Genomic DNA, 21596 nt, shown 5'->3' with positions numbered 1-21596 from the left:
CCTTGCTCATTGGGTCCTCGTCTCGCGGGATCGGCCCGTGTCATGCCGCGCAAAGCCGCGGGCATCAAGAGCCTCGGCCACACGGTCCGCGATGCGCAGGGTCTGGATCAGGAAGCCCGGCAGTAGGGCTAGCCCCGGCCGGCGCGGGCTGCGGGCCCGCCAGGCCTCGGTCCGGGCCTGCCAGGAGGCGAGGAGCACCGGCACGAAGCGCAGCACCAGCGCCACCGCCAGCGCCAGCCGGCGCGGCTCAAGCCCCAGCCGCCGCAATGGGCTGGCGAGCCGCTCCAGAACGTCCATCATGTCCTGAAGCGGGGTCGAGAGGGTCACGAGATCCGCCAGCATCACCATGAGCAGGATGCGCATCACGATCACGAGGCCGGAGACAAGGCCGGCGGGCGACCAGTCCTGAGCCCAGAGTTGCAGCACCAGCATGAGCGCGAGGATGGGCAGCAGCGGCCGCAGCAGGCCGAGCCGCGCGAGGGCCGGACGGCCGAGGGCGGCGTAGGCGCAGAGCACCACGGCGAGGCCGGCGCCCAGCAGCAGCGGGCTCTGGGCGGGAAGCAGCAGCACGCTCAATCCGGCGAGCCCCGCGAGCTTCCACCCTGCCGGCAGGCGATGCAGCGGCGAGCGGCCGGGCAGGTAGCCGGAGATCATGACAGGTCCCCGAGCGTCCGCGCCCGCGTCTCCTCATGGGCGCGATAGGCCGGCAGCACGGCATCGGGCGGCCCGTCTGCCTTCACCGCGCCGGCCTCCAGCCAGAGGATGCGGTCGAAGCCGGCGATGAGGTCGAGGTCATGGCTCGCCATCAGGACCTGCTGCGGCAACCGTTCGATCCGGGCGAGGAGCGCCCGCCGGTTGGCGAGGTCGAGGCTGGCGAGCGGCTCGTCCATGACGAGGATGGCCGGATCGGGGGCGAGTGCCGCGAGGATGCAGACGAGCTGCTTCTGGCCCTCGGAGAGTGCGTCCACGGCCCGCCCCGCCCATCCGGCGCAGCCATGGGCCGCCAGCAGGCGCTCCGCCTCCGCGCGGGCCGCCTTGCGATCAAGGCCGTGCTCCACGAGACCGAAGGCGATCTCCTCGCCCACGGTGGGAAACAGGATCTGGTGATCCACATTCTGGAAGACGAAGCCGACGCGGGTGGGCAGGTCGCGGCGGTCGCGGGCGGCATCGAGCCCGGCCACGGTCAGGCGGCCGCGATCCGGCACGAGCAGCCCGTTCAGCAGACGCAGCAGGCTGCTCTTGCCGGAGCCGTTCGAGCCGACGAGGCCGATGCGCCGCTCCGGCAGATCAAGCGAGAGGCCGCGGAACAGCGGGCTGCCGCCCCGGTCGAGCCAGACGTCCCGCAGCACGATGCCGCCGCGTCCTTCGCCATCTTTCCGCCCGCCTGCGGTTTCCGCCATGTTGCCGTCCTGTTGCGTGCCCGCGGAATGGCAGCCTTTTGGCGCGCCGGCAAGAGCGCGCCGATGGCGCGCAAGCACCTGCGGATGCTGGCATTGCAGCGTTCTTAGAGTCATTACAGTTTTTATTTATTACAAACAAATAATGGCCAGATTAGCATGTCTCAAATGTGGCGCTTCGGTGTCATTTTTCGTTGCGGCAGGGCAAGCGTTGGAAATATGGAGGAGAAATACAGATTGGACATTGCGTGCCCACGTGCGGTGTTGCGCGCATTTCTGGAGATGATTGACATGCCCGCCAATGTTGCTGGTGAAGGTATTCGCACATCCAGCCAGCCCGAGGGCGTCCGGGCGGCTCTCATGGGATCGCTGCATTTGACCGTCGGCATGGCGTCCGTGATGGTGGCGGGCCCGGCGCTGGCCCAGCAGGCCGCAGCCCCGAGCACGGAAGTGGACCTGCCCACCGTGCAGGTGCAGGGCGACGGCACCAGCTTCTCGTCGAACAGCACGGGCGTCACCCGCCTGCCGGTGCCGATCTTCGACATGCCGCAGACAGTCAACGTCATCACCGAGGAGGTGATGCGCGAGCAGAACACGGTGACGCTCGAACAGGCCCTGCGCAACGTCTCGGGCATCACCTTCAGCGCCGGCGAGGGCGGCCAGCAGGGCGACAATCCCATCATCCGGGGCTTCTCGGCGCGCGGCGACATTTATCGCGACGGCATCCGCGATCCGGGCTGGTACACGCGCGACATGTTCGACATCGAGCAGGTGGACGTGTTCCTCGGCCCGTCGTCCTTCGCCTTCGGCCGCGGTTCCACGGGCGGCGCCATCAACATGGTGTCCAAGCTGCCCAAGAACGCCACCTTCGTGAATGCGGACGTTTCCGCCTACACCAGTCAGGGTTGGCGCACCACGCTCGATGCCAACGGCAAGTATAACGACAACATCTATGCGCGCATCAACCTGATGGCGCAGGACATCGACACCGCCGACCGCGATAACGTCAACGCCACGCGCTGGGGTGTGGCCCCGTCCATCACCGCCAAGCTGAACGACAAGACGACGGCGACGCTGTCCTATTACTACCAGCACGAGGAGAGCGTTCCCGATTACGGCGTGCCCTATTATCCGGCGCCCGTGGTGAGCACCGCGCTCGGCACCTTCGGCCAGCCGCAGGGCGGATATTTCGGCAATGGTGCGGCGACCCCGCCGGTCAATGTGCCGCGCAACACCTGGTACGGCGTCACCAACGGTCCCTACAAGGATCAGGTGACCACCGACACCAACATGGTCACCCTGCAGCTCCAGTATGAGCTCAACGACTATGTGACGCTCACCAACGGCACCCGCTACACCGCGAACGATCGTCTGGCCCGCGTGACAGCGCCCCGCGCGCTCGGCACTTCCGGCAACGTGTCCTTCGCCTCGCCGCTGCCGGCTTCCCAGTATTATTACCCGACCAGCGCCATGACGATCGGCATGCAGCGCTTCCAGACCGAGACCGACAATACCCAGTTCACGAACATCACCGACATGGTGGCGAAGTTCAAATGGGGCCAGTTCGAGCACACGCTCAACGCCGGCATCGAGGTCACCAGCGAAGGCCGCTACCAGCAGCGTTATAACCTCTGCAATCAGACGGTGGTGGCCTGCCGCGTGTCGCTGATCAATCCCCTGGACGTGTCCGCGAACTTCGGCCTCGGCGGTTACACCAACTATCTGCCGACCTCCACCGTGACCACGGACATGACGGACGTGGGCTTCTATGCGGCCGACCAGATCAAGATCAACCAGTACTGGCAGATCATGGGCGGCTTCCGGCTCGATGCCGCCAGCACCAACTACAATTCCTTCGCCATCACGACCTCCGGCTCCAGCATCACCGGCACGCAGACGACGCTCCAGAACTCGGAGACCATGTTCAACTACAAGGTGGGCACCATCTTCACGCCCATCGAGCCGCTGAACCTCTATGTGACCTACGGCACCTCCTCCAATCCTTCGTCGGAGTATGGCGTGCTTGACAGCGGTACAGCGACGCTGGCGCCGGAGTCGAACACGACCGCCGAGGCCGGCTTCAAGGCGATGCTGCTCAACAACCAGCTCACCGTGACCGGCGCCATCTTCCAGACCATGAAGACCAACACCCGCGTCGCGACCGACACTGCGGCGGGCCTGCCGCCCACCGTGCTGGGCGGCGAGCAGCGGGTGCAGGGCTATACGCTCGGCGCCACCGGCAACCTCACCAAGGACTGGAACATCACCGCCAGCTTCACCCATCTCGACTCGGAGATCATGAGTGTCGGTCCCGCACCGACCGTGGCCAACCTCCAGACGCTGGGCAAGCAACTGCCGAACACGCCGCCCAACTCCTTCTCCTTCTGGACGTCCTACAACGTCACCAAGGAACTCCTGGTCGGCTTCGGCGGCACCTACAACGACAACACCTTCGCCAATGCCACGAACACCGTCTATGTGCCGTCCTACTGGGCCTTCGACGCCATGGCGAGCTACCAGATCTCGAAGAACTTCCAGGTCCAGCTCAACGTCTACAACCTGACCGACGAGCTGTATTACGCGCAGTATTATGGCGGTCAGGCCGTCCCCGCTGCGGGCCGCACCGGCACCCTCACCGCCCGGGCGACCTTCTGATCCCGGTTCCCGTCTCCGCCGCCGCGCCTCTCACCGGGCGCGGCGGCTTTTGCGTTTGTTGCGCCCTGCGCGGAGTGCCTGCCGATGATGATCCATATTCCCAAGGTGCTGACCCCGGAGCAGGTCGCCCGCTGTCGCGCCGTGATGGATGCGGCGGGCTGGGTGGACGGGCGCTCCACCGCCGGCGCGCAGGCCGTGCATGTGAAGAAGAACCTCCAGCTGCCCGACGGCAGCGCCGAGGCGCGCGAGCTGGGCGAGATGGTGCGCGCCGCCCTCCAGCGCTCGGCCCTGTTCACCTCCGCCGTCCTGCCCCGGCGCATCCTGCCGCCCATGTTCAACCGCTATGATGCGGGCATGACCTTCGGCTCCCACGTGGACAACGCCATCCGCTTCGTGCGGGACAGCGGCGAGCCGCTGCGCACCGACGTCTCCACCACGCTCTTCCTCTCCGAGCCGGACGAGTATGAGGGCGGCGAACTGGTGGTGGAGGATACCTATGGGGCTCACAAGGTGAAGCTGCCGGCGGGCGATGCCATCGTCTATCCCGCGACCTCCCTGCACCATGTGACGCCCATCACGCGCGGCTCGCGGGTGGCCTCCTTCTTCTGGACGCAGAGCCTCATTCGGGATGCCGGCCAGCGGGCGCTGCTGTTCGACATGGACATGGCCATCATGCGTCTCAACCAGGACCATCCCGGTCACATCTCGGCGGTCCAGCTCACCGGCGTCTATCACAACCTCCTGCGCCAATGGGCGGAGGTCTGAGCTGCCGCAGCGCAGCACATAAGGGCAGCGTGGAACCTCTCCAGCCTGATTGATTTCGCGGCCCGCGAGGCGCATAAAGCGGCGATCAAATCGTTTCAAATGCCGCCGCAAGACGCGCTTCGCCTGGGAGAAAACCATGGTCGGTCAAGGGGATCAGCCGGAAAATCACGGCCGCAAGCTGCGCTCGCAGCTCTGGTTCGACAATCCGGACAATCCGGGCATGACCGCGCTCTATCTCGAGCGGTATCTGAACTTCGGCCTGACCCGCGAGGAGCTCCAGTCCGGCAAGCCGATCATCGGCATCGCCCAGACCGGCTCCGACCTCTCTCCCTGCAACCGCCATCACCTCGACCTTGCCAAGCGCGTGCGCGAGGGCATCGCGGCGGCGGGCGGCATTCCCTTTGAATTTCCGGTCCATCCCATCCAGGAAACCGGCAAGCGGCCCACAGCCGCCCTCGACCGGAACCTTGCCTATCTCGGCCTTGTCGAGGTGCTCTACGGCTATCCGCTCGACGGCGTCGTGCTGACCACCGGCTGCGACAAGACGACACCCGCCTGCATCATGGCGGCGGCCACCGTGAACATCCCCGCCATCGTGCTCTCCGGCGGCCCCATGCTGAACGGCTGGTGGAACGGCGAGCGCACCGGCTCCGGCACCGTGGTGTGGAAGGCCCGCGCCCAGCATGCGGCGGGCGAGATCGACTACGACACCTTCATGGAGATCGTGGCGTCCTCCGCCCCCTCCGTCGGCCATTGCAACACCATGGGCACGGCCTCCACCATGAACGGCCTTGCCGAGGCGCTGGGCATGTCGCTGCCGGGCTGCGCGGCCATTCCCGCCCCCTATCGCGAGCGCGGTCAGATTTCCTATGAGACCGGCAAGCGCATCGTGGACATGGTGTGGGAGGATCTGAAGCCTTCCGATATCCTGACCCGTGAAGCGTTCGAGAACGCCATCCGCGTCAATTCGGCCATCGGCGGCTCCACGAACGCCCCCATCCATCTCAATGCCATCGCCCGCCACGTGGGCGTGTCGCTGACCGTCGATGACTGGCAGGCGGTGGGCCACAAGATCCCGCTGCTCGTGAACCTTCAACCGGCGGGCGAATATCTAGGCGAGGAATTCCACCGCGCCGGCGGCATTCCCGCCGTGGTGGCCGAACTGATCCAGGCCGGCCAGATCCATGAGGGCGCGCTCACGGTGAACGGCCGCAGCATCGGCGAGAACTGCCGCGGCAAGTTCTCCTGGGATCGCGACGTGATCCGCGCCTATGACGCGCCCATGAAGGCGGACGCCGGCTTCATCGTGCTGCGCGGCAATCTGTTCGAGAACGCCATCATGAAGACCTCGGTGATCTCCGAGGAGTTCCGCGCCCGCTTCCTGTCCGATCCGAAGGACCCCAACGCCTTCGAGGGACCGGCCGTGGTGTTCGAGGGGCCGGAGGACTACCACCACCGCATCGATGATCCGGCGCTGGGCATCGACGAGCACACGCTGCTCTTCATCCGCGGCACCGGGCCCATCGGTTATCCCGGTGGCGCCGAGGTGGTGAACATGCAGCCGCCGGCCGCCCTCATCAAGCGCGGGGTCAATGCGCTGCCCTGCATCGGCGATGGCCGCCAGTCGGGCACGTCTGGTTCGCCCTCCATCCTCAACGCCTCGCCGGAAGCGGCGGCGGGCGGCGGCCTCGCCCTGCTGAAGACCGGCGACCGGGTGCGCATCGACCTGGAGAAGGGCACCGCGGACATCCTGATTTCGGATGAGGAACTGGCGCAGCGCCGGGCCGCCCTTGAGGCCAATGGCGGCTTCCCCATTCCGCAGAGCCAAACTCCCTGGCAGGAGATCCAGCGCTCCATGGTCGCCCAGTTCGATGAGGGCATGGTTCTGAAGCCGGCCGTGAAGTATCAGCGGGTGGCGCAGACGATGGGCGTTCCGCGCGACAACCACTAGGGTCCTGCCATGACTGGGGAAGCCGCCGCCGAGGATCAGGTTCTGGGGGCGCCCGTCAGCGGTCCGCCCGCGCGCCGCCCGGCGCGCGTGGCGCTGGAAGGACGGCATGTTTCCGTCCGTCCCTTCGACGTGGACCTCCACGCCGCCGACCTCTTCGCCGCCTCCCATGGCAGCGCGGAGGTGGAGGCGCTGTGGGATTTTCTTTCCGTCCCGCCCTTCGCCGATCTGGACGCCTTCCGCCGCTCCTATGCGGAAGCGGCGCTGAAGGACGATCCGCTCATGTTCGCGCTGGTGGATCCGGCGAGCGGCAGGGCGGTGGGGCACGCCACCTACATGCGCATCGAGCCCGCCCACCGGGTGATCGAGGTGGGCAACATCCTCTTCACGCCCGCGCTCCAGCGCAGCCGGGCGGCGACGGAAGCCATGTATCTCATGGCCCGCCATGCCTTCGAGGATCTCGGCTACCGGCGCTATGAGTGGAAGTGCAACGCGCTGAACGCGCCCTCCCGCCGCGCCGCTCTGCGGCTCGGCTTCACCTATGAGGGGCTGTTCCGCCAGCACATGGTCATCAAGGGGCGCAACCGGGACACCACCTGGTTCTCGCTGCTGGATCACGAATGGCCGCGCGCCAAGGCGGCGTTCGAGGCGTGGCTTGCGCCCGGCAATTTCGATGCGGACGGCCGTCAGAAGAGCCGTCTTGAAGACATCCGGAACACACTGGAGAAGGAAACGCCATGACGGGACGTTTGGAGGGTAAGATCGCGCTGGTGACGGCGGCCGGGCAAGGCATCGGCCGCGCCATCGCGGAGGCCTATGTGCGCGAGGGCGCGCGGGTGATCGCGACCGATCTCGATGTCGCCAAGCTGGAGGGCCTCAAGGGCGCCGAGGTGCGCGCGCTCGACGTGCGCAGCACCGATGCCGTGAACGCCCTCGCCAAGGACATCGGCCCGGTGCACATCCTGTCCAACAATGCGGGCTATGTGCACCAGGGCACGATCTTCGAGACCAGCGAGAAGGACTGGGACTTCTCCTTCGATCTCAACGTCACCTCCATCCACCGCACCATCTCGGCCTTCCTGCCGGGCATGCTGGAGGCGGGCGGCGGCTCCATCGTGAACATCGCCTCGGCGGCCTCTTCCATCCGCGGCGTGCCGAACCGCTATGTGTACGGCACCACCAAGGCGGCCATCATCGGCCTCACCAAGGCGGTGGCGGCGGACTTCATCCTGAAGGGCGTGCGTGCCAACGCCATCTGCCCCGGCACCATCCAGTCCCCGAGCCTCGACGAGCGCATCGCGGCGGTGGCTGCCCAGACCGGCCGTTCGCTGGAGCAGGTGCGGGCCGATTTCGTGGGCCGCCAGCCCATGGGCCGGCTCGGCAAGCCGGAAGAGATCGCCGCGCTCGCCGTCTATCTCGGCAGCGACGAGAGCGCCTTCACCACGGGCCAGATCCACATCATCGACGGTGGCTGGGTGCTCTGAGCGCCCGAGGCGGCTGGCGGAACGGCTGGGGTTATGAGGGGAGAACCCTCCCCCCTTGAGGGGGAGGGCAGGGAGGGGGATAGGACGCCCTCCACCCGAGCGCCGCTGCCCGGGCTCCACGCTTCCCTCCCGAACGCGCTCTGGGGCCCCCGCCGCTTTACCCCCCTCCCAACCCTCCCCCGCAAGGGGGGAGGGCTTTATCACCGATTGTCTGCGCAACGGCGCGACTGTGAGCCACGTGTTCCCTCTCCCGCCTGCGGGGGAGGGATAGAGAGGGAGCCGAGCGGCATCTGCCACGCCTCCCCCCGCCGCAGATACCCCAAGCGCGCCCGCTGAGAGGCGCGGCAAGATCCGGTCCGGAAACAGATTTCAAGGAGAGATGTTCATGCGCATTCTCGTCATCGGCGGTGCCGGCATGGTTGGCCGCAAGCTGATCGAACGCCTGGCGCGGGAGGGCCGCCTCGGCGGCAAGCCCATCAGCCATCTCACCGCCCATGATGTGGTGGCGCCCGCCCGCGTGGAGGCGCCCTTCACCATCGAGACGCGGGTGTCGGACCTGTCCGTTCCGGGCGAGGCCGAGGCGCTGATCAAGGATCGGCCGGACGTCATCTTCCATCTCGCCGCCATCGTGTCGGGCGAGGCGGAGGCCGATTTCGACAAGGGCTACCGCATCAATCTCGATGGCACGCGTTTCCTGTTCGACGCCATCCGGGTGGTGGAGAGCTATGTGCCGCGCGTGGTGTTCACCTCGACGCTCGCGGTGTTCGGCGCGCCTTATCCGGCCGAGCCCATCGATGATGAATTCTTCCAGACGCCGCTCACCTCCTACGGCACGCAGAAGGCCATTTGCGAATTGTTGATGGCGGATTATTCCCGTCGCGGCTTCCTGGATGGCGTGGGCATCCGCCTGCCCACCATCTGCGTGCGGCCGGGCAAGCCCAACAAGGCGGCGTCGGGCTTTTTCTCCGGCATCATCCGCGAGCCGCTGGCCGGGCAGGAGGCGATCCTGCCGGTCTCCGAGGACGTGGTGCACTGGCACGCTTCGCCGCGCTCCGCCGCCGGCTTCCTCGTCCATGCGGCGACGCTGGACACGGCGCAGCTCGGCGCCCGGCGCTCCTTGAACATGCCGGGCGTCGGCGCGAGCGTGGGCGATCAGATCGAGGCGCTGCGCAAGGTCGCGGGCGACAAGGCGGTGGCGCGCATCCGCCGCGAGCCCGATCCGGTGGTGGCGAAGATCGTGAGCGGCTGGCCGCGCACCTTCAATCCCGCCCGTGCGCTCGCGCTGGGTTTCAAGGCGGAGACCTCCTTCGAGGAGATCATCCGCATTCATATCGAGGATGAGCTGGGCGGCAAGATCGCCGACTGAGCCCCGCAACTGCCGGACTTGAGGGGCATCGGCTGAAGCGGCCGGTGCCCTTTTTATGTCAGGCGGCGAAGGCGGGCTCGGCGCGGCTTGCGGCGAGGCCGGAGATGGCGGCGCGCAGGCGCGGCATCATCATGCGATAGAGATGGCGGCGGCGCCGCGGATCGGCGACCGCAGTCGGATCCGCGAAGCTCCAGGTCTCAACGGGAATGCGCGCGACGCCCGAGAGGCGTTCGATCCGCTCGCGGGCACCGGCGACCAGCGCCACCACGAGGTCGATGCGCGGGGCGCCCGAGAAGCCGAAAACCTCCATGGGCTTTGAACTGAGCCCGTCGGCGGGGATGCCCTCGCTTTCAAGGCACTCCACGAGCGCGTCATCCACGGCGCCGCTGCCATGGATGCCGGCGCTGAAGGCGCGCAACTGATGGTGGGTCTGGTGGGCGATGGCCTCCGCCAGCAGGCTGACGCCGGAATTGTCGCGGCAGGCGAACAGGATGGATGGACGCTGGGGCAGGGACGACAGTCCTGCCGCCGTCGGGCCAAGGTCCGCCGCGATGCTGGGCAAATGGGTCATGAAGGGCCTCCGTACAGGCGCGCCGCATCCCGGAACCCGGCCAGGCAGGAGGAAGCCCTCCGGCCTGGCAGGTCCCAGCCGCGGGACGTGGCGCGACGGCAGCGGGGATTAGCCCGCTTCGTCGACGGGGCGATGACAGCGCGGTGTCCGGAGTGCGGCAGCGCCCATGCCGCGAGAATTGCGGGCGGAATTCCGTGCGGGCGCTTGGCGTTAACCAAATTTCAGATTTTCGCGCCGATGTATCGCGAATGCCGGTGCGCGGCTGATTCGCTGACAGGCGCACTCCGCCCGGCGCGCAATCGGAGGCTTGCATGGCGAAAAGCGACGTTAAGGGTGAAGAGGTCAGCCGGATCGCAGCGAAGGCGCTGCGGGATCCGGGGAGCATCTCCCCGGAGGAAATCAAGGTTCTGGCTGCTTCGGCCCTGACTCAGGCGCCGGCCAAGCCGAAGGCCATCGCCGCGAAGGCACCGGCTGCCAAGGTGAGCGCCAAGGCGCCGGCCCCGAAGCCCGCCGCCAAGACGGCGACCAAGGCTCCCGCCGCGAAGGCTCCCGCTGCCAAGGCCCCCAAGCCGGCCGCCGCCAAGGCTGCGGCTCCCAAGGCTGCTGTCGCGAAGGCAGCGCCCGAGGCCCCCAAGGCCGAAGCGGTGAAGGCGGCTCCGGCCAAATCCGCTCCCAAGAAGGCTCCGGCCAAGGCGGCTGCGGCTCCCAAGGCGCCCGCGGCCAAGACCGCCGCATCCAAGACCGCTCCGAAGGCTGCTGCGGCCAAGGCTCCGGTGAAGGCCGAGGCGCCGAAGGCTCCGGCCAAGGCGGCAAAATCTGCTCCCGCTGCAAAGTCCGCCGCCGCGAAGGCCGAAGCGCCCGCCGTTGAGACGAAGGCTCCGGCGAAGGCCGCCAAGCCTGCCGCGAAGGCGAAGCCCGCTGCGAAGCCTGCCAAGGCGGCGGTGCCGGCTCCGGCCCCCGCTCCGGTCGAGGCGCCGAAGACCGAGGCGAAGCCCGCCAAGGCTCCGGTGAAGGCCACGAAGCCTGCGGCTGCCAAGACTGCTGCCGCCAAGACTGCTGCCGCCAAGCCCGCTGCCGCCAAGCCCGCTCCGGCCAAGGAAGAGGCCCCGAAGGCGCCGGCCGCGAAGCCGGTGACCAAGACCGCCAAGGCTGCGGCGCCTGCCAAGGCGAGCGCGCCGGCGAAGGCCAAGGGGCCCGTCACCAAGCCGAAGGCGCCCAAGAAGGCCTGATCCTCGGCTCTGAAGCCTCATAAAACGAAGGCCCGGCGGATTGTCCGCCGGGCCTTTGCTTTGTCCGGGTGTCGGTGGATGCATCCGAGCGCCTCAAAACAAAACGCGCGCCACCGGGGCGCGCGTTCTGCGAAAGGGCGGCGGAGAAACGCCGTCAGATCTGGCGTTCCACCATCATCTTCTTGATTTCGGCGATGGCCTTGGCGGGGTTGAGACCCTTCGGGCAGGCCTGCGCGCAGTTCATGATGGTGTGGCAGCGGTAGAGCCGGAAGGGGTCTTCCAGATTGTCGAGGCGGGCGCCGGTGCGCTCGTCGCGGCTGTCCTTCAGCCAGCGGTTGGCCTGGAGCAGGGCCGCCGGGCCGAGGTAGCGGTCGCCGTTCCACCAGTAGCTCGGGCAGGAGGTGGAGCAGCAGGCGCACAGGATGCACTCATAGAGGCCATCCAGCCGCTCGCGGTCTTCCTTCGACTGGCGCCACTCCTTCTCGGGCGCGGCGGAGTCGGTCTGGAGCCACGGCTCGATCGAGGCGTGCTGCGCGTAAAAGCGGGTGAGGTCGGGAACGAGGTCCTTCACCACTTCCATGTGCGGCAGCGGGTAGATGTTCACCGAGCCCTTCACCAGCACTTCGTCCATGCCCTTGGTGCAGGCCAGCGTATTGGTGCCGCCGATGTTCATGGCGCACGACCCGCACACGCCCTCGCGGCAGGAGCGGCGGAAGGTCAGGGTCGGATCGATGTGGTTCTTGATGTAGATGAGACCATCGAGAACCATGGGGCCGCAGGCTTCGCGGTCCACGTAATAGGTGTCGATGGACGGGTTCTTCCCGTCATCGGGGTTCCAGCGATAGACGCGGAACTCGGTGACCTTCTTGGCAGCCTGGGGCTTCGGCCAGGTCTTGCCCTTTGTGATCTGCGAATTCTTCGGGAGGGTGAACTCAGCCATGGTGCGTCCCAATCGTCGGCTGCGCCGGTCGTGCGAGAGAGCCGGCCCCGCTGGGCCGGCCCGATAGTGTCACGCGGGGCTCAGTACACGCGCTTCTTGGGCTCGATGTACTGGATGTCGTTCGACAGCGTGTAGGTGTGGACCGGCCGGTCCTCGAGCTTCACCTCGCCGCTCGCCGTGTCGATGTAAGCCAGCGTGTGCTTCATCCAGTTCACGTCGTCGCGGTCCGGGAAGTCCTCGCGGGCATGGGCGCCGCGGCTTTCCTTGCGGTTCAGCGCGCTGTCCATGGTCACGACGGCCTGGGCGATGAGATTGTCGTATTCCAGCGTCTCGATGAGGTCCGAGTTCCAGACCAGCGAGCGGTCGGAGACCCGGATGTTGCTGGAGGCCTTGAACACGTCATGGATGAGCGTGTGCCCTTCCTCCAGCACCTCGCCGGTGCGGAACACGGCGCAGTTGTTCTGCATCACGCGCTGCATGTTGCCGCGCAGCTCGGCCGTCGGCGTATCGCCGGAGGCGTTGCGGAAGCGGTCGAGGCGCGAGAGGGCCAGTTCGCCGCCATCCGCCGGCAGCTCGCGCTGCTTCTCGCCGGGGCGCACCAACTCGGCGGCCCGGAGCGCCGCCGCGCGGCCGAACACCACGAGATCGATGAGCGAGTTGGAGCCGAGGCGGTTAGCGCCGTGCACCGACACGCAGGCAGCTTCGCCGATGGCCATGAGGCCCGGCACCACCTTGTCCGGGTCACCGCCCACCTTGTTCAGCACCTCGCCGTGATAGTTCGTCGGGATGCCGCCCATGTTGTAGTGGACGGTGGGGATCACCGGGATCGGCTCGCGGGTCACGTCCACGCCGGCGAAGATACGGGCGCTTTCCGAGATGCCCGGCAGGCGCTCGTGCAGGATCGCCGGATCGAGGTGATCCAGATGCAGGAAGATGTGGTCCTTGTTCTTGCCGACGCCGCGTCCCTCGCGGATCTCCATGGTCATGGAGCGGGACACCACGTCGCGCGAGGCGAGGTCCTTGGCCGAGGGGGCATAGCGCTCCATGAAGCGCTCGCCCTCGGAATTGGTCAGGTAGCCGCCTTCGCCGCGCGAGCCTTCGGTGATGAGGCAGCCCGAGCCGTAGATGCCGGTCGGGTGGAACTGCACGAACTCCATGTCCTGGAGCGGCAGGCCGGCGCGCAGCACCATGCCGCCGCCGTCACCCGTGCAGGTGTGGGCGGAGGTGGCGGAGAAATAGGCGCGGCCATAGCCGCCCGTCGCCAGGATGGTGAGGTTGGCGCGGAAGCGGTGCAGCGTGCCGTCGTCCATCTTCAGGGCGACGATGCCGCAGCAACGGCCGTCCTCGTCCATGATGAGGTCGATAGCGAAGTATTCGATGAAGAACTCGGCCTTGTGCTTCAGCGCCGCGCCATAGAGCGTGTGCAGCATGGCATGGCCGGTGCGGTCGGCGGCGGCGCAGGTGCGCTGGGCGGTGCCCTTGCCGAAGTGCGTGGTCATGCCGCCGAAGGGGCGCTGGTAGATCTTGCCGTCCTCCGTGCGCGAGAAGGGCACGCCCCAGTGCTCGAGCTCGTAGACGGCGGCCGGCGCATTGCGCACCAGATATTCGATGGCGTCCTGGTCACCCAGCCAGTCCGACCCCTTCACGGTGTCGTACATGTGCCATTCCCACTTGTCCTCGCCCATGTTGGCGAGGGAAGCGGCGACGCCGCCCTGGGCGGCCACCGTGTGGGAGCGGGTGGGGAAGACCTTGGTCACGCAGGCGGTGCGAAGTCCCGCCTCGGAGCAGCCGACGACAGCGCGCAGGCCCGCGCCGCCGGCGCCGACGACGAGCACGTCATAGGTATGGTCCGTGACCTGATAGGCGCGGCCGTTGATGCCGGGGGCGGCGGCGCCGTTGGTGGATTCAGCCATGTCAGCCTCCCAGGCTGATCTTGAGAACAGCGAAGGCGCCGGCCAGGCCGACCACCGTGGTGAAGAAGGTGTTGGCGATGATCAGCGCCACCTTCAGTCCCTCGGAGTGGACATAGTCCTCGATGACGACCTGCATGCCGATGCGCATGTGCGTCGTTACGGAGAGCAGGAGCAGCAGGATCACCACGGCCACGATCGGGTTTCCGAGCGTGGCGTGGGCGGCGTTGTAGCCGGCGCCGAGCAGCGAAATCATGATCCCGAGCGTGATGACCACGAGGATCAGGTTGCCGATCGCGGTCAGGCGCTGAAGGAAGAAGTGCTCGGTGCCGGAGCGGGCGGAGCCGAGACCGCGGACGCGGCCGAGCGGGGTGCGCATGGGGCTGTGCATGGTGAAACCCTCAGCTCTTCAGGGCGAGACCGATCACCCACACGATGATCGTGAGGGTGACGGAGCCGACCAGGGTGAGCTTGGCGAGCAGCACGCGCTCCTGGGCGCCGAAGCCGCGGATGGTGTCCCAGATCAGGTGGCGGATGCCGCCGAGGGCGTGATGGATCAGCGCCCAAGTGTAGCCGAAGAGCACCAGACGGCCGATCCAGGATCCGGCGATGCTGGTGAACAAGCCATAGGCGCTCGGCGTCGAAGCGGCGGCGAGCAGCCACCAGATCAGCAGCACGGTGCCGAAATAAAGCGCGATCCCCGTGGCGCGATGCACGATGGACATCACCATCGTCGGCAGCGGACGGTAGATCTGCAGGTGGGGAGAGAGCGGTCGCACAATGCGGGACGGGCTGTCGGCCATGGGCCTCCTCCGGAAATCGACCGATCAGGTATCCCAATCGTTGCCTGTTCGCAACAATTCCAAAGGAGGGGGCCTGACCTGTGGCGGTGGTATGACGCAGCGCAGCGGGGCTGCCAAGCGCCATCATTCATCCGCCTGCTGTTACGGCCTTTCGCGGGGGATTGGATGCCTCCGTTATGGCGGAAAACCGGCATCCGGGAGGCATCTTGGCAGCCATGCAATGTGCGCATGGACAAAAACAAACAGCGCGGGGCAGGCCCCGCGCTGTGGAAGAGTAAGGTGCAGTGATCCGTTCGGATCAGAAGCGATAGGTCACACCGGTGCTGAGCAGCCAGGGGCTCAGGTTGGTGGAGCCGGTGAGCGGCGTGCGGCCGACGGTGACGTTGAAGTCGGGCTCGAGGAAGATCTTCTTCACGTCCACGTTCCAGCCCCAGTGCCGGTCGATCATGTAGTCGAAGCCGGCCTGCAGCGCCCAGCCCCAGGTGTTCTTCACGTCGATGGACGTCACCTGATTGGCGCTCTGGTTGTAGAAGATGGTGTAGTTCACGCCGGCGCCGACGTAGGGCTGGAAGGCGCCGAAGTCGGTGAAGTGATACTGCAGCAGCAGGGTGGGGGGCAGCAGCCAGGTCTTGCCGACAGCGGTGCCGTTCAGGCTGCCGGTGCCGTCGATGTAGCTGTAGGTGGTGCCGAGGATGAGTTCGGCCGCCCAGTTCTTCGTGAAGTAGTAGGAGATGTCGAGCTCGGGGATCACCGTGTCCGAGGTCGAGATGCCGGAGCCGGCGACGCCGTTCACATGGCCGCTGTCATTGGTGACGACGCCCGTGATGCGCAGGCGGATCTGCCAGGGGTTCCAGGTGTCCACCACCACGGGGGCGGCCTTCACCGGCATGGCCATGTCGGCCGCCGCGGCGGGCGCCGCACCGAGGGTCGAGAAAGCGATCGCGGCAACGCCGGCCAGCGCCGTGGCGCCTGCGAGCTTGCTGCCGAAAGACTTGATGAAACCAGCCATTTGCCCCATCTCCAGCACAAGAATCTGATGCGCGACACTTGCCCCATCGCGGGCGGCAAAGTTTGACCTAGATCAAATCCAAGTCCCCCTGCCTGACGCTGTTGCCATCTTGCAACAGCGTCGCTCCAGCCACATTGTCGCCGCAGGAAAGGCCGGATGCTGTGGGATTCGCGCATCTTTCGGGGGCGTGTGAAGCCGCACCGCGTGCGGAGCCTGTGACGGGAAGACGCGGCCGGACGGCCCGAGCTTCCGCCAAGGTGTGGAGAAAAGGGGCCGATGGTCGGTGTGCGTTCCGCCGCGTGGCGGATGGGCCTGTGGGCCTGTGCGATGTGGGCCGCTCTGGGGGCGGCGACGGCCCGCGCGGAAGTGGTGGAACGGACGATGACGGCGGGGACCGAGCAGCGGTCCTTCCTGCTGTCGCGCCCGTCCGGAGCGACGACACCGCTGCCGGTGGTGATCGCCCTGCACGGGGCGGGCGAGAGCGCGGAAGGCTTCATGGGCTATCTCGGCCTTGAGGAGACCGCCGCGCGCAACCGCTTCGTCGCCGTCTATCCGCAGGGAATCGGCCGGGTGTGGAACGACGGCCGGCCTGCGGCCATGCGCCTGAAGGCGATGCTGACGCCCGGCGACGACGTGACCTTCCTCGTCACCCTGACCCAGCAACTGGTGGCCGAAGGCATCGCTGATCCCAACCGCATCTACATGATGGGCATCTCCAACGGTGGCTTCATGGTGGAGCGGATGGCCTGCGAGCATGCCGATCTCTATGCGGCCTTCTCGGTCATCATGGCGACGGCGCCCGCCAATTATCGCGAGCAGTGCCGCCCCAGCCGGCCGGTGCCCATCATGTTCATTCACGGCACGGCCGATCCGGTCATCGCCTGGGACGGCTTCTGGACGCCCATGGGCGCCACCCTTTCCGCCCCCGACAGCGCCCAGCTCTATGCCGCGCTGAACGGCTGCGGCGAATCGCAGGTGCAGGATCTGCCGGACCTTAACCGCCTCGACGGCACCACCGTCTCCGTCCGGCGCTGGGAGGGCTGCACGCCGCCCGGCGAAGTGGCGCTCTATCGGGTGGAGCGGGGCGGCCACCAGTCCCCGGCGCGGGTCAAGACGACGCCCGAGCTGGCCACGGTCTTCCTCGGCCTGCGCAATGGCGACATCGACGCCGGGATGGAGAGCTGGGCTTTGTTCTCCCGCCATTCCCTCGCCCCGCCAACGCCCGTTGCGGCGCCTGCAGCTGTGCCCCTCCCGGCCCGGCCGCCCCAGAAGCCGCGCTCCAGCCGGGCGCAGGCTGTTCAATAAGAGAGGGAGCGGACGGCTGTGGCGCCCTTGGAGCGCCATGGTGTTGAGCCTCCGGCGCTGGGCCGCCACCGTCTTCATCGCACCGGTGGGCCAATCCCAATGAAAAAGGGCGGAGCCAGCGGCTCCGCCCTTCGTCGTTTCTGACTGTCGGGAGATCAGTGGGCGGCTTCGGAGGCCTTCCAGGCTGCCGCATTGCGCTCCTCCGCCTCGGCCTCTACCGCCGAACGGGCGAGGAAGCGGCTGCGCCAGGGCTTCAGAACGAACATGGCGAGGAAGGCCGCCACGATATTCAGCGTCATGGCGATGGCGAACACCGCCGACCAGCCGTAGCGCACGGCGATGAGGCTCGCGAGCGGCACCAGAAGGGCGGCGGTGCCCTTGGCGGTGTAGAGCATGCCGGCGTTGGTGGCCGCGAACTTGGAGCCGAACGTGTCGCCGCAGGTGGCGGGGAACAGCGAGTAGATCTCGCCGAACACGCCGAAGAACAGCGCCGAGAAGATCACGAACACGTAAGGATTCTGGCCCTGGTACACGAGCATGGCCAGCGAGCCCGCCGCCACCGCGAAGGCGATGAACATGGTGTTCTCGCGGCCGATGTTATCCGACACCCAGCCGAAGAAGGGGCGGCCGAAGCCGTCGAACACGCGGTCCAGCGAGATGGCGAAGGTGAGGGCCGCCATCTGCACGCCCAGCAGGGTCACCGGAACGTCGGCCACCTTGAAGTCGTGGGCGATGGGAGCGATCTGCGCCGCCGCCATGAGGCCACCCGAGGCGACCATGACGAACATGGCATAGAGCAGCCAGAAGATCGGCTTGGAGAGCGTCTGGCGCGGCGCATAGCTGATCTTGCTCTGCGGCAGGCGGGACACCTTCTTCGGCGGCGCCATCACGGCCGGCGGCTTGCGGATGAAGAAGGAGAGCACGAACACCACCACGCCCTGGCCGATGCCGAAGGTGAGGAAGGCGGTCTCGTAGCCGTGGCTGGCGATCATCTGGGCGATCGGAACGACGGTGATCGCCGCGCCCGCGCCGAAGCCGGCCGCGGTGACGCCGGCCGCAAGGCCGCGGTTGTGGGGGAACCACTTCAGCGCGTTACCGACGCAGGTGCCGTACACCGCGCCGGCGCCGATGCCCGCGACGACCGAGGCCGCATAGAGCACGAACAGCGAACTGGCGATGGAGTTGAGCGACCAGGCGAGTGCGATCATGACCGCGCCGAACATCAGCACCACGCGCGGGCCGTAGCGATCCACGAACCAGGCCTCGACCGGCACCAGCCAGGTTTCCGTCAGCACGAAGATGGTGAAGGCCAGCTGGATGGCCGCACGGCCCCACTGATGCTTGGCCTCGATGGGATCGACGAAGAGCGTCCATCCGTATTGCAGGTTCGCGATCATCGCCATGCAGACGACGCCGCAGATCAATTGGACCCAGCGCTGGGATTCGCTGGCCGGCTGAGCGGCTTGAGCCATTTTCTAACCTCGTGACGTTTCCTCGATATGTCCGGCAGCCATCTGCGTGGCCTTAGGGCCGTTCGGCCCAGTAGGTTCCCGGCTGAGCCGTGAACCCGCCTCGTCGACTCTCATTCTCAATTCCGGGCGCCCGCCCTTGAAAGGCGGGGCTTCCGGTCCGCCGGCCTGAGGCACGTGCGGACCCTCATCACTGTCTCCGCAGGGGACCGTTGGCGTGCGGTCCGCGACGGGGTTCGAAATTGGCAGCTACCCTTACGTTCCGCCGCAATCTGGTATGCCAAATTCAGAATACGTGGCGTAAGCACAACAGAGACTCGACGGCCGCGCAAGTCGTTCCGCAAGGGAAAGGTGTTCGATTTCAATGATTTACGTTAGGTAAGTGCGGCTGACGCGCGCGGGCGGAGGCGCATGGCGCCACGATTCCGCTCTCGCTTCAAAGCTGGGTGAAGAGTGCGGGCGAGGCCGGGAACCGGCGCGCGAAAAGGCGGTCCGACAGGGTGCCGGACGGTGCCAACGGTGGTTGCGAAAGCGCGCGCGCCGGCGCGGTCCCGGCCGGCCGAGACTCAGCAGGATATGCGGGTCAGTGCCCGCGGGTGGCGGCTTCGCCGCGCCTGGGCACGCGGCATATCAGCGGGGGATGAGCACCCAATAGTCGAGGTCGAGGATGACGCTCGGGTCATAGTCCTCGCCCGGCTTGAAGGGGAAATCGGCGCAGGGGCGGTCCTTCGTCGCGATGGTCCGCAGGCGCAGGGCGCCCACGTCGTCGCGGCCGGAGATCTCCTGCGCCTCCAGCACCTCGCTCCAGGCGAAGACGGTGAGGCCCGCAAACAGGGGGGAGACGTGGCGGCCGCCATTGATGCCCGCCACATGGAAGGCGTTGGCGAGGCCGTTGAAGGAGAGGGCGCGGGCGAGCGAGATGACATGCCCGCCATAGATCAGCCGTCGGCCGAAGCGGCCTTGGCCTTCCGTGAACTGGTTGAAGTGGACCTTGGCCGTGTTCTGGTAGAGCCGGGTCGCCAGCATGTGCTCGGCTTCTTCCACGGTCATGCCGTCCACATGGTCGATCTTCTCGCCCACGGCATAATCGGAGAAGCGGTGCGGGCTGCCGGAGAGATCGAACCGCCAGGCGTCGATATCGAGGGGCGGCACGGCATCACCCAGGGCATCTGCCGCAAGGACGGAGGGCAGCGAGGGTACGTGGCTCTCCCGCGCGGGCGTCTTGGGATCGCGCTTGCGCACCATCACCCAGCGCACATAGTCCAGCACCTCGATGCCGTCCTGGTTGAAGCCGGTGGAGCGCACATAGACGACGCCGCTCTGGCCGTTGGAATTCTCACGGAGGCCGATGACCTCGGAGACGGCGTTCAGCGTGTCGCCGGGATAGACCGGGGCAAGGAACCGCCCGCCCGCATAGCCGAGGTTGGCGATGGCATTGAGCGAAATGTCCGGCACGGTCTTGCCGAAGACCACATGGAACACGAGGAGGTCGTCCACCGGCGCGCGGTCATAGCCGATGGCTTCCGCGAAAGTGTCGGCGGATTGCACGGCGAAGCGCGAACCATAGAGGGCACCGTAGAGTGCCACGTCGCCTTCCGTGATGGTGCGCGGCGTCGCGTGGCGGATGACCTGACCGAGGCTGAAGTCCTCGAAGAAGTTGCCGGAATTCGTCTTGGACATGCGTCTCCCCCGATGCCGGCCCTAGATTGCAGAGCGGGGCGGGGCTGTGCAACTGCGGAAAAGGCCCGCTCTGTGCCGTTGCGGGCGGCGGGCGCATGACCTATGGACGGATTGGCCTCCCACGGCCGCGCAGCGAGAAGAGGGCCTACGTCCGTGTCGGGTTCAGCCAGCCAGAAACTGTCCTTCCAGGCGATGGTCTTTGTCGCCTGCCTGTTTCCCTTCTACATCCTTGCGGCGACGCTCACCAATTCGGCGGCGGTGCTCACGGATCTTCTGGCGACGTCCTTCGATCTCACCTCGCTCACCACCTGCTGGCTGGTGCTGAAGATCGCGCACGGGCGGGAGAAGGGCCGATTCGCTTATGGCCTCGGCAAGCTGGAAAACCTCGCCGAACTGATGATCGCCGTGCTCCAGGTGGTGCTGGTGGTGATTGCCGGCACCCGCGCCATTCACGGCCTGCTCAACCCCGAGCACGTGAGCGGCGCCATGCTGGGCCTCGCGGTCACGCTCGTGGCGGTGGCCGGCAATGTCTATCTCAACCGCAAGGCCAAGCGCGTGGCCGAGGAGACCCATTCGCCGGTGATCGCCGCGCAGGCGCGCGTGCATCTGGTGTCGGCGGTCTCGTCCGGCTCGGTGTTCATCTGCACCGTCATCACGTCGAGCTTTGAGGCGGAATGGATCGCCTATCTCGATCCGCTGGCCTCCTTCGTCGTCATCGGCCTGATGATCTTCAACATCTTCGAGATGCTGTCGAACTCCATCGGCTCGCTGCTCGATCAGGCGATCGGCGAGGCGGGGCAGCTGCGCATCCTGCGCGCGCTCGCCAGCCACTTCGATGATTTCGACGAACTGGGCGAGATCCGCACCCGCCAGCACGGCGGCAAGATGATGGTGGATCTGCACCTCGGCTTCGATCCCGAATGGACCGTCGGCCAGGCGCGCGCCGCCGCGGCCGGCATCCGCGCCGCCGTCGAGCGCGAGTTTGAGGAGGCGGGGGACGAGGTGGACGTGTCCATCGTCCTCATCCCGCGCGAACCGGAGGCGGTGGCGGCCTGAGCCGCCGCC

19 protein-coding genes are annotated in these 21596 nt (G+C 67.0%); 9 read left to right on the top strand and 10 right to left on the bottom strand.

Annotated elements, in window-relative coordinates; all coding sequences use genetic code 11:
• Window positions 1–6: 6 nt before the first annotated feature.
• Together AZC_RS19350 and AZC_RS19345 are read right to left on the bottom strand one after the other, a co-directional pair.
• Window positions 7–654, bottom strand: a complete 648-nt coding sequence (locus tag AZC_RS19350; RefSeq protein WP_012172279.1) for an energy-coupling factor transporter transmembrane component T family protein — start codon at window positions 652–654, stop codon at window positions 7–9.
• Window positions 651–1400, bottom strand: a complete 750-nt coding sequence (locus tag AZC_RS19345; protein WP_043879613.1) for an energy-coupling factor ABC transporter ATP-binding protein — start codon at window positions 1398–1400, stop codon at window positions 651–653. The genes AZC_RS19350 and AZC_RS19345 overlap by 4 nt, the downstream gene beginning before the upstream one ends.
• A gap of 288 nt (window positions 1401–1688) precedes the next feature.
• On the opposite strand from AZC_RS19345, the gene AZC_RS19340 reads away from it, so the two are divergent.
• The 6 genes from AZC_RS19340 (at window position 1689) to denD (ending at window position 9615) form a co-directional block, all read left to right on the top strand.
• The gene (locus tag AZC_RS19340; RefSeq protein ID WP_158304142.1) at window positions 1689–4052 is read left to right on the top strand and encodes a TonB-dependent receptor; all 2364 of its coding nucleotides are present in this window, start codon (window positions 1689–1691) and stop codon (window positions 4050–4052) included.
• An 84-nt stretch (window positions 4053–4136) separates the two neighbouring features.
• Window positions 4137–4817 (top strand): Fe2+-dependent dioxygenase, encoded by a 681-nt coding sequence (locus AZC_RS19335; protein WP_012172276.1) that lies wholly within the window; start codon window positions 4137–4139, stop codon window positions 4815–4817.
• A gap of 136 nt (window positions 4818–4953) precedes the next feature.
• Window positions 4954–6768: an IlvD/Edd family dehydratase gene (locus tag AZC_RS19330; RefSeq protein ID WP_012172275.1), complete on the top strand. Its 1815-nt coding sequence runs from the start codon at window positions 4954–4956 to the stop codon at window positions 6766–6768.
• A gap of 9 nt (window positions 6769–6777) precedes the next feature.
• Entirely contained in the window at window positions 6778–7506 is a 729-nt protein-coding gene (locus AZC_RS19325) for a GNAT family N-acetyltransferase (RefSeq protein WP_012172274.1), read from the top strand.
• Entirely contained in the window at window positions 7503–8249 is a 747-nt protein-coding gene (locus AZC_RS19320; protein ID WP_012172273.1) for an SDR family oxidoreductase, read from the top strand. The genes AZC_RS19325 and AZC_RS19320 overlap by 4 nt, the downstream gene beginning before the upstream one ends.
• Window positions 8250–8634: 385 nt before the next feature.
• Complete coding sequence (gene denD, locus AZC_RS19315; protein WP_012172272.1) at window positions 8635–9615, top strand: D-erythronate dehydrogenase; 981 nt, start codon at window positions 8635–8637, stop codon at window positions 9613–9615.
• A 58-nt stretch (window positions 9616–9673) separates the two neighbouring features.
• Here denD and AZC_RS24545 read toward each other — a convergent pair whose 3' ends face one another.
• Window positions 9674–10186 (bottom strand): low molecular weight phosphatase family protein, encoded by a 513-nt coding sequence (locus AZC_RS24545; protein WP_012172271.1) that lies wholly within the window; start codon window positions 10184–10186, stop codon window positions 9674–9676.
• 311 nt (window positions 10187–10497) lie between these two features.
• Between AZC_RS24545 and AZC_RS25780 the strand changes: the two genes are divergently transcribed.
• Complete coding sequence (locus AZC_RS25780) at window positions 10498–11415, top strand: hypothetical protein (protein WP_012172270.1); 918 nt, start codon at window positions 10498–10500, stop codon at window positions 11413–11415.
• Window positions 11416–11569: 154 nt separating this feature from the next.
• On the opposite strand, the gene AZC_RS19300 is transcribed toward AZC_RS25780, so the two are convergent.
• The 5 genes from AZC_RS19300 to AZC_RS19280 form a co-directional block, all read right to left on the bottom strand.
• Entirely contained in the window at window positions 11570–12355 is a 786-nt protein-coding gene (locus AZC_RS19300; RefSeq protein ID WP_012172269.1) for a succinate dehydrogenase iron-sulfur subunit, read from the bottom strand.
• 80 nt (window positions 12356–12435) lie between these two features.
• A complete protein-coding gene (gene sdhA / locus AZC_RS19295; protein WP_012172268.1) occupies window positions 12436–14268 on the bottom strand; it encodes a succinate dehydrogenase flavoprotein subunit in 1833 nt (610 codons plus the stop codon).
• A gap of 1 nt (window position 14269) precedes the next feature.
• On the bottom strand, window positions 14270–14656 hold the full coding sequence (sdhD, locus tag AZC_RS19290) for a succinate dehydrogenase, hydrophobic membrane anchor protein (protein ID WP_012172267.1): 387 nt from the start codon (window positions 14654–14656) through the stop codon (window positions 14270–14272).
• 10 nt (window positions 14657–14666) lie between these two features.
• Window positions 14667–15068: a succinate dehydrogenase, cytochrome b556 subunit gene (gene sdhC, locus AZC_RS19285; RefSeq protein WP_012172266.1), complete on the bottom strand. Its 402-nt coding sequence runs from the start codon at window positions 15066–15068 to the stop codon at window positions 14667–14669.
• A 298-nt stretch (window positions 15069–15366) separates the two neighbouring features.
• Complete coding sequence (locus tag AZC_RS19280; RefSeq protein ID WP_081434047.1) at window positions 15367–16077, bottom strand: OmpW/AlkL family protein; 711 nt, start codon at window positions 16075–16077, stop codon at window positions 15367–15369.
• Between the two features lie 276 nt (window positions 16078–16353).
• On the opposite strand from AZC_RS19280, the gene AZC_RS19275 reads away from it, so the two are divergent.
• Window positions 16354–17382 (top strand): alpha/beta hydrolase family esterase, encoded by a 1029-nt coding sequence (locus AZC_RS19275; protein WP_012172264.1) that lies wholly within the window; start codon window positions 16354–16356, stop codon window positions 17380–17382.
• A 155-nt stretch (window positions 17383–17537) separates the two neighbouring features.
• Here AZC_RS19275 and oxlT read toward each other — a convergent pair whose 3' ends face one another.
• Window positions 17538–18854 carry an oxalate/formate MFS antiporter gene (gene oxlT, locus AZC_RS19270; protein WP_012172263.1) on the bottom strand — a complete coding sequence of 439 codons (1317 nt, stop codon included), beginning with the start codon at window positions 18852–18854 and terminating at the stop codon, window positions 17538–17540.
• A 627-nt stretch (window positions 18855–19481) separates the two neighbouring features.
• Window positions 19482–20531 (bottom strand): MaoC family dehydratase, encoded by a 1050-nt coding sequence (locus AZC_RS19265; protein WP_012172262.1) that lies wholly within the window; start codon window positions 20529–20531, stop codon window positions 19482–19484.
• Between the two features lie 153 nt (window positions 20532–20684).
• Here AZC_RS19265 and AZC_RS19260 point away from each other — a divergent pair, with 153 nt between their 5' ends.
• Window positions 20685–21587: a cation diffusion facilitator family transporter gene (locus tag AZC_RS19260; RefSeq protein ID WP_158304141.1), complete on the top strand. Its 903-nt coding sequence runs from the start codon at window positions 20685–20687 to the stop codon at window positions 21585–21587.
• The last annotated feature ends 9 nt before the right edge of the window (window positions 21588–21596 follow it).

It is taken from the genome of Azorhizobium caulinodans ORS 571 (assembly GCF_000010525.1).
Lineage (GTDB): Bacteria > Pseudomonadota > Alphaproteobacteria > Rhizobiales > Xanthobacteraceae > Azorhizobium > Azorhizobium caulinodans.
The sequence above is the reverse complement of the archived record's forward strand: the minus strand, read 5'-3'. Positions and strand labels throughout refer to the sequence as shown.

Excerpts from the sequence above, each read along its gene's own strand:
- AZC_RS19350 (WP_012172279.1), bottom strand. The coding sequence starts at position 654 with ATGATCTCCGGCTACCTGCCCGGCCGCTCGCCGCTGCATCGCCTGCCG.
- AZC_RS19345 (WP_043879613.1), bottom strand. The coding sequence starts at position 1,400 with ATGGCGGAAACCGCAGGCGGGCGGAAAGATGGCGAAGGACGCGGCGGC.
- AZC_RS19340 (WP_158304142.1), top strand. The coding sequence starts at position 1,689 with ATGCCCGCCAATGTTGCTGGTGAAGGTATTCGCACATCCAGCCAGCCC.
- AZC_RS19335 (WP_012172276.1), top strand. The coding sequence starts at position 4,137 with ATGATGATCCATATTCCCAAGGTGCTGACCCCGGAGCAGGTCGCCCGC.
- AZC_RS19330 (WP_012172275.1), top strand. The coding sequence starts at position 4,954 with ATGGTCGGTCAAGGGGATCAGCCGGAAAATCACGGCCGCAAGCTGCGC.
- AZC_RS19325 (WP_012172274.1), top strand. The coding sequence starts at position 6,778 with ATGACTGGGGAAGCCGCCGCCGAGGATCAGGTTCTGGGGGCGCCCGTC.
- AZC_RS19320 (WP_012172273.1), top strand. The coding sequence starts at position 7,503 with ATGACGGGACGTTTGGAGGGTAAGATCGCGCTGGTGACGGCGGCCGGG.
- denD (WP_012172272.1), top strand. The coding sequence starts at position 8,635 with ATGCGCATTCTCGTCATCGGCGGTGCCGGCATGGTTGGCCGCAAGCTG.
- AZC_RS24545 (WP_012172271.1), bottom strand. The coding sequence starts at position 10,186 with ATGACCCATTTGCCCAGCATCGCGGCGGACCTTGGCCCGACGGCGGCA.
- AZC_RS25780 (WP_012172270.1), top strand. The coding sequence starts at position 10,498 with ATGGCGAAAAGCGACGTTAAGGGTGAAGAGGTCAGCCGGATCGCAGCG.
- AZC_RS19300 (WP_012172269.1), bottom strand. The coding sequence starts at position 12,355 with ATGGCTGAGTTCACCCTCCCGAAGAATTCGCAGATCACAAAGGGCAAG.
- sdhA (WP_012172268.1), bottom strand. The coding sequence starts at position 14,268 with ATGGCTGAATCCACCAACGGCGCCGCCGCCCCCGGCATCAACGGCCGC.
- sdhD (WP_012172267.1), bottom strand. The coding sequence starts at position 14,656 with ATGCACAGCCCCATGCGCACCCCGCTCGGCCGCGTCCGCGGTCTCGGC.
- sdhC (WP_012172266.1), bottom strand. The coding sequence starts at position 15,068 with ATGGCCGACAGCCCGTCCCGCATTGTGCGACCGCTCTCTCCCCACCTG.
- AZC_RS19280 (WP_081434047.1), bottom strand. The coding sequence starts at position 16,077 with ATGGCTGGTTTCATCAAGTCTTTCGGCAGCAAGCTCGCAGGCGCCACG.
- AZC_RS19275 (WP_012172264.1), top strand. The coding sequence starts at position 16,354 with ATGGTCGGTGTGCGTTCCGCCGCGTGGCGGATGGGCCTGTGGGCCTGT.
- oxlT (WP_012172263.1), bottom strand. The coding sequence starts at position 18,854 with ATGGCTCAAGCCGCTCAGCCGGCCAGCGAATCCCAGCGCTGGGTCCAA.
- AZC_RS19265 (WP_012172262.1), bottom strand. The coding sequence starts at position 20,531 with ATGTCCAAGACGAATTCCGGCAACTTCTTCGAGGACTTCAGCCTCGGT.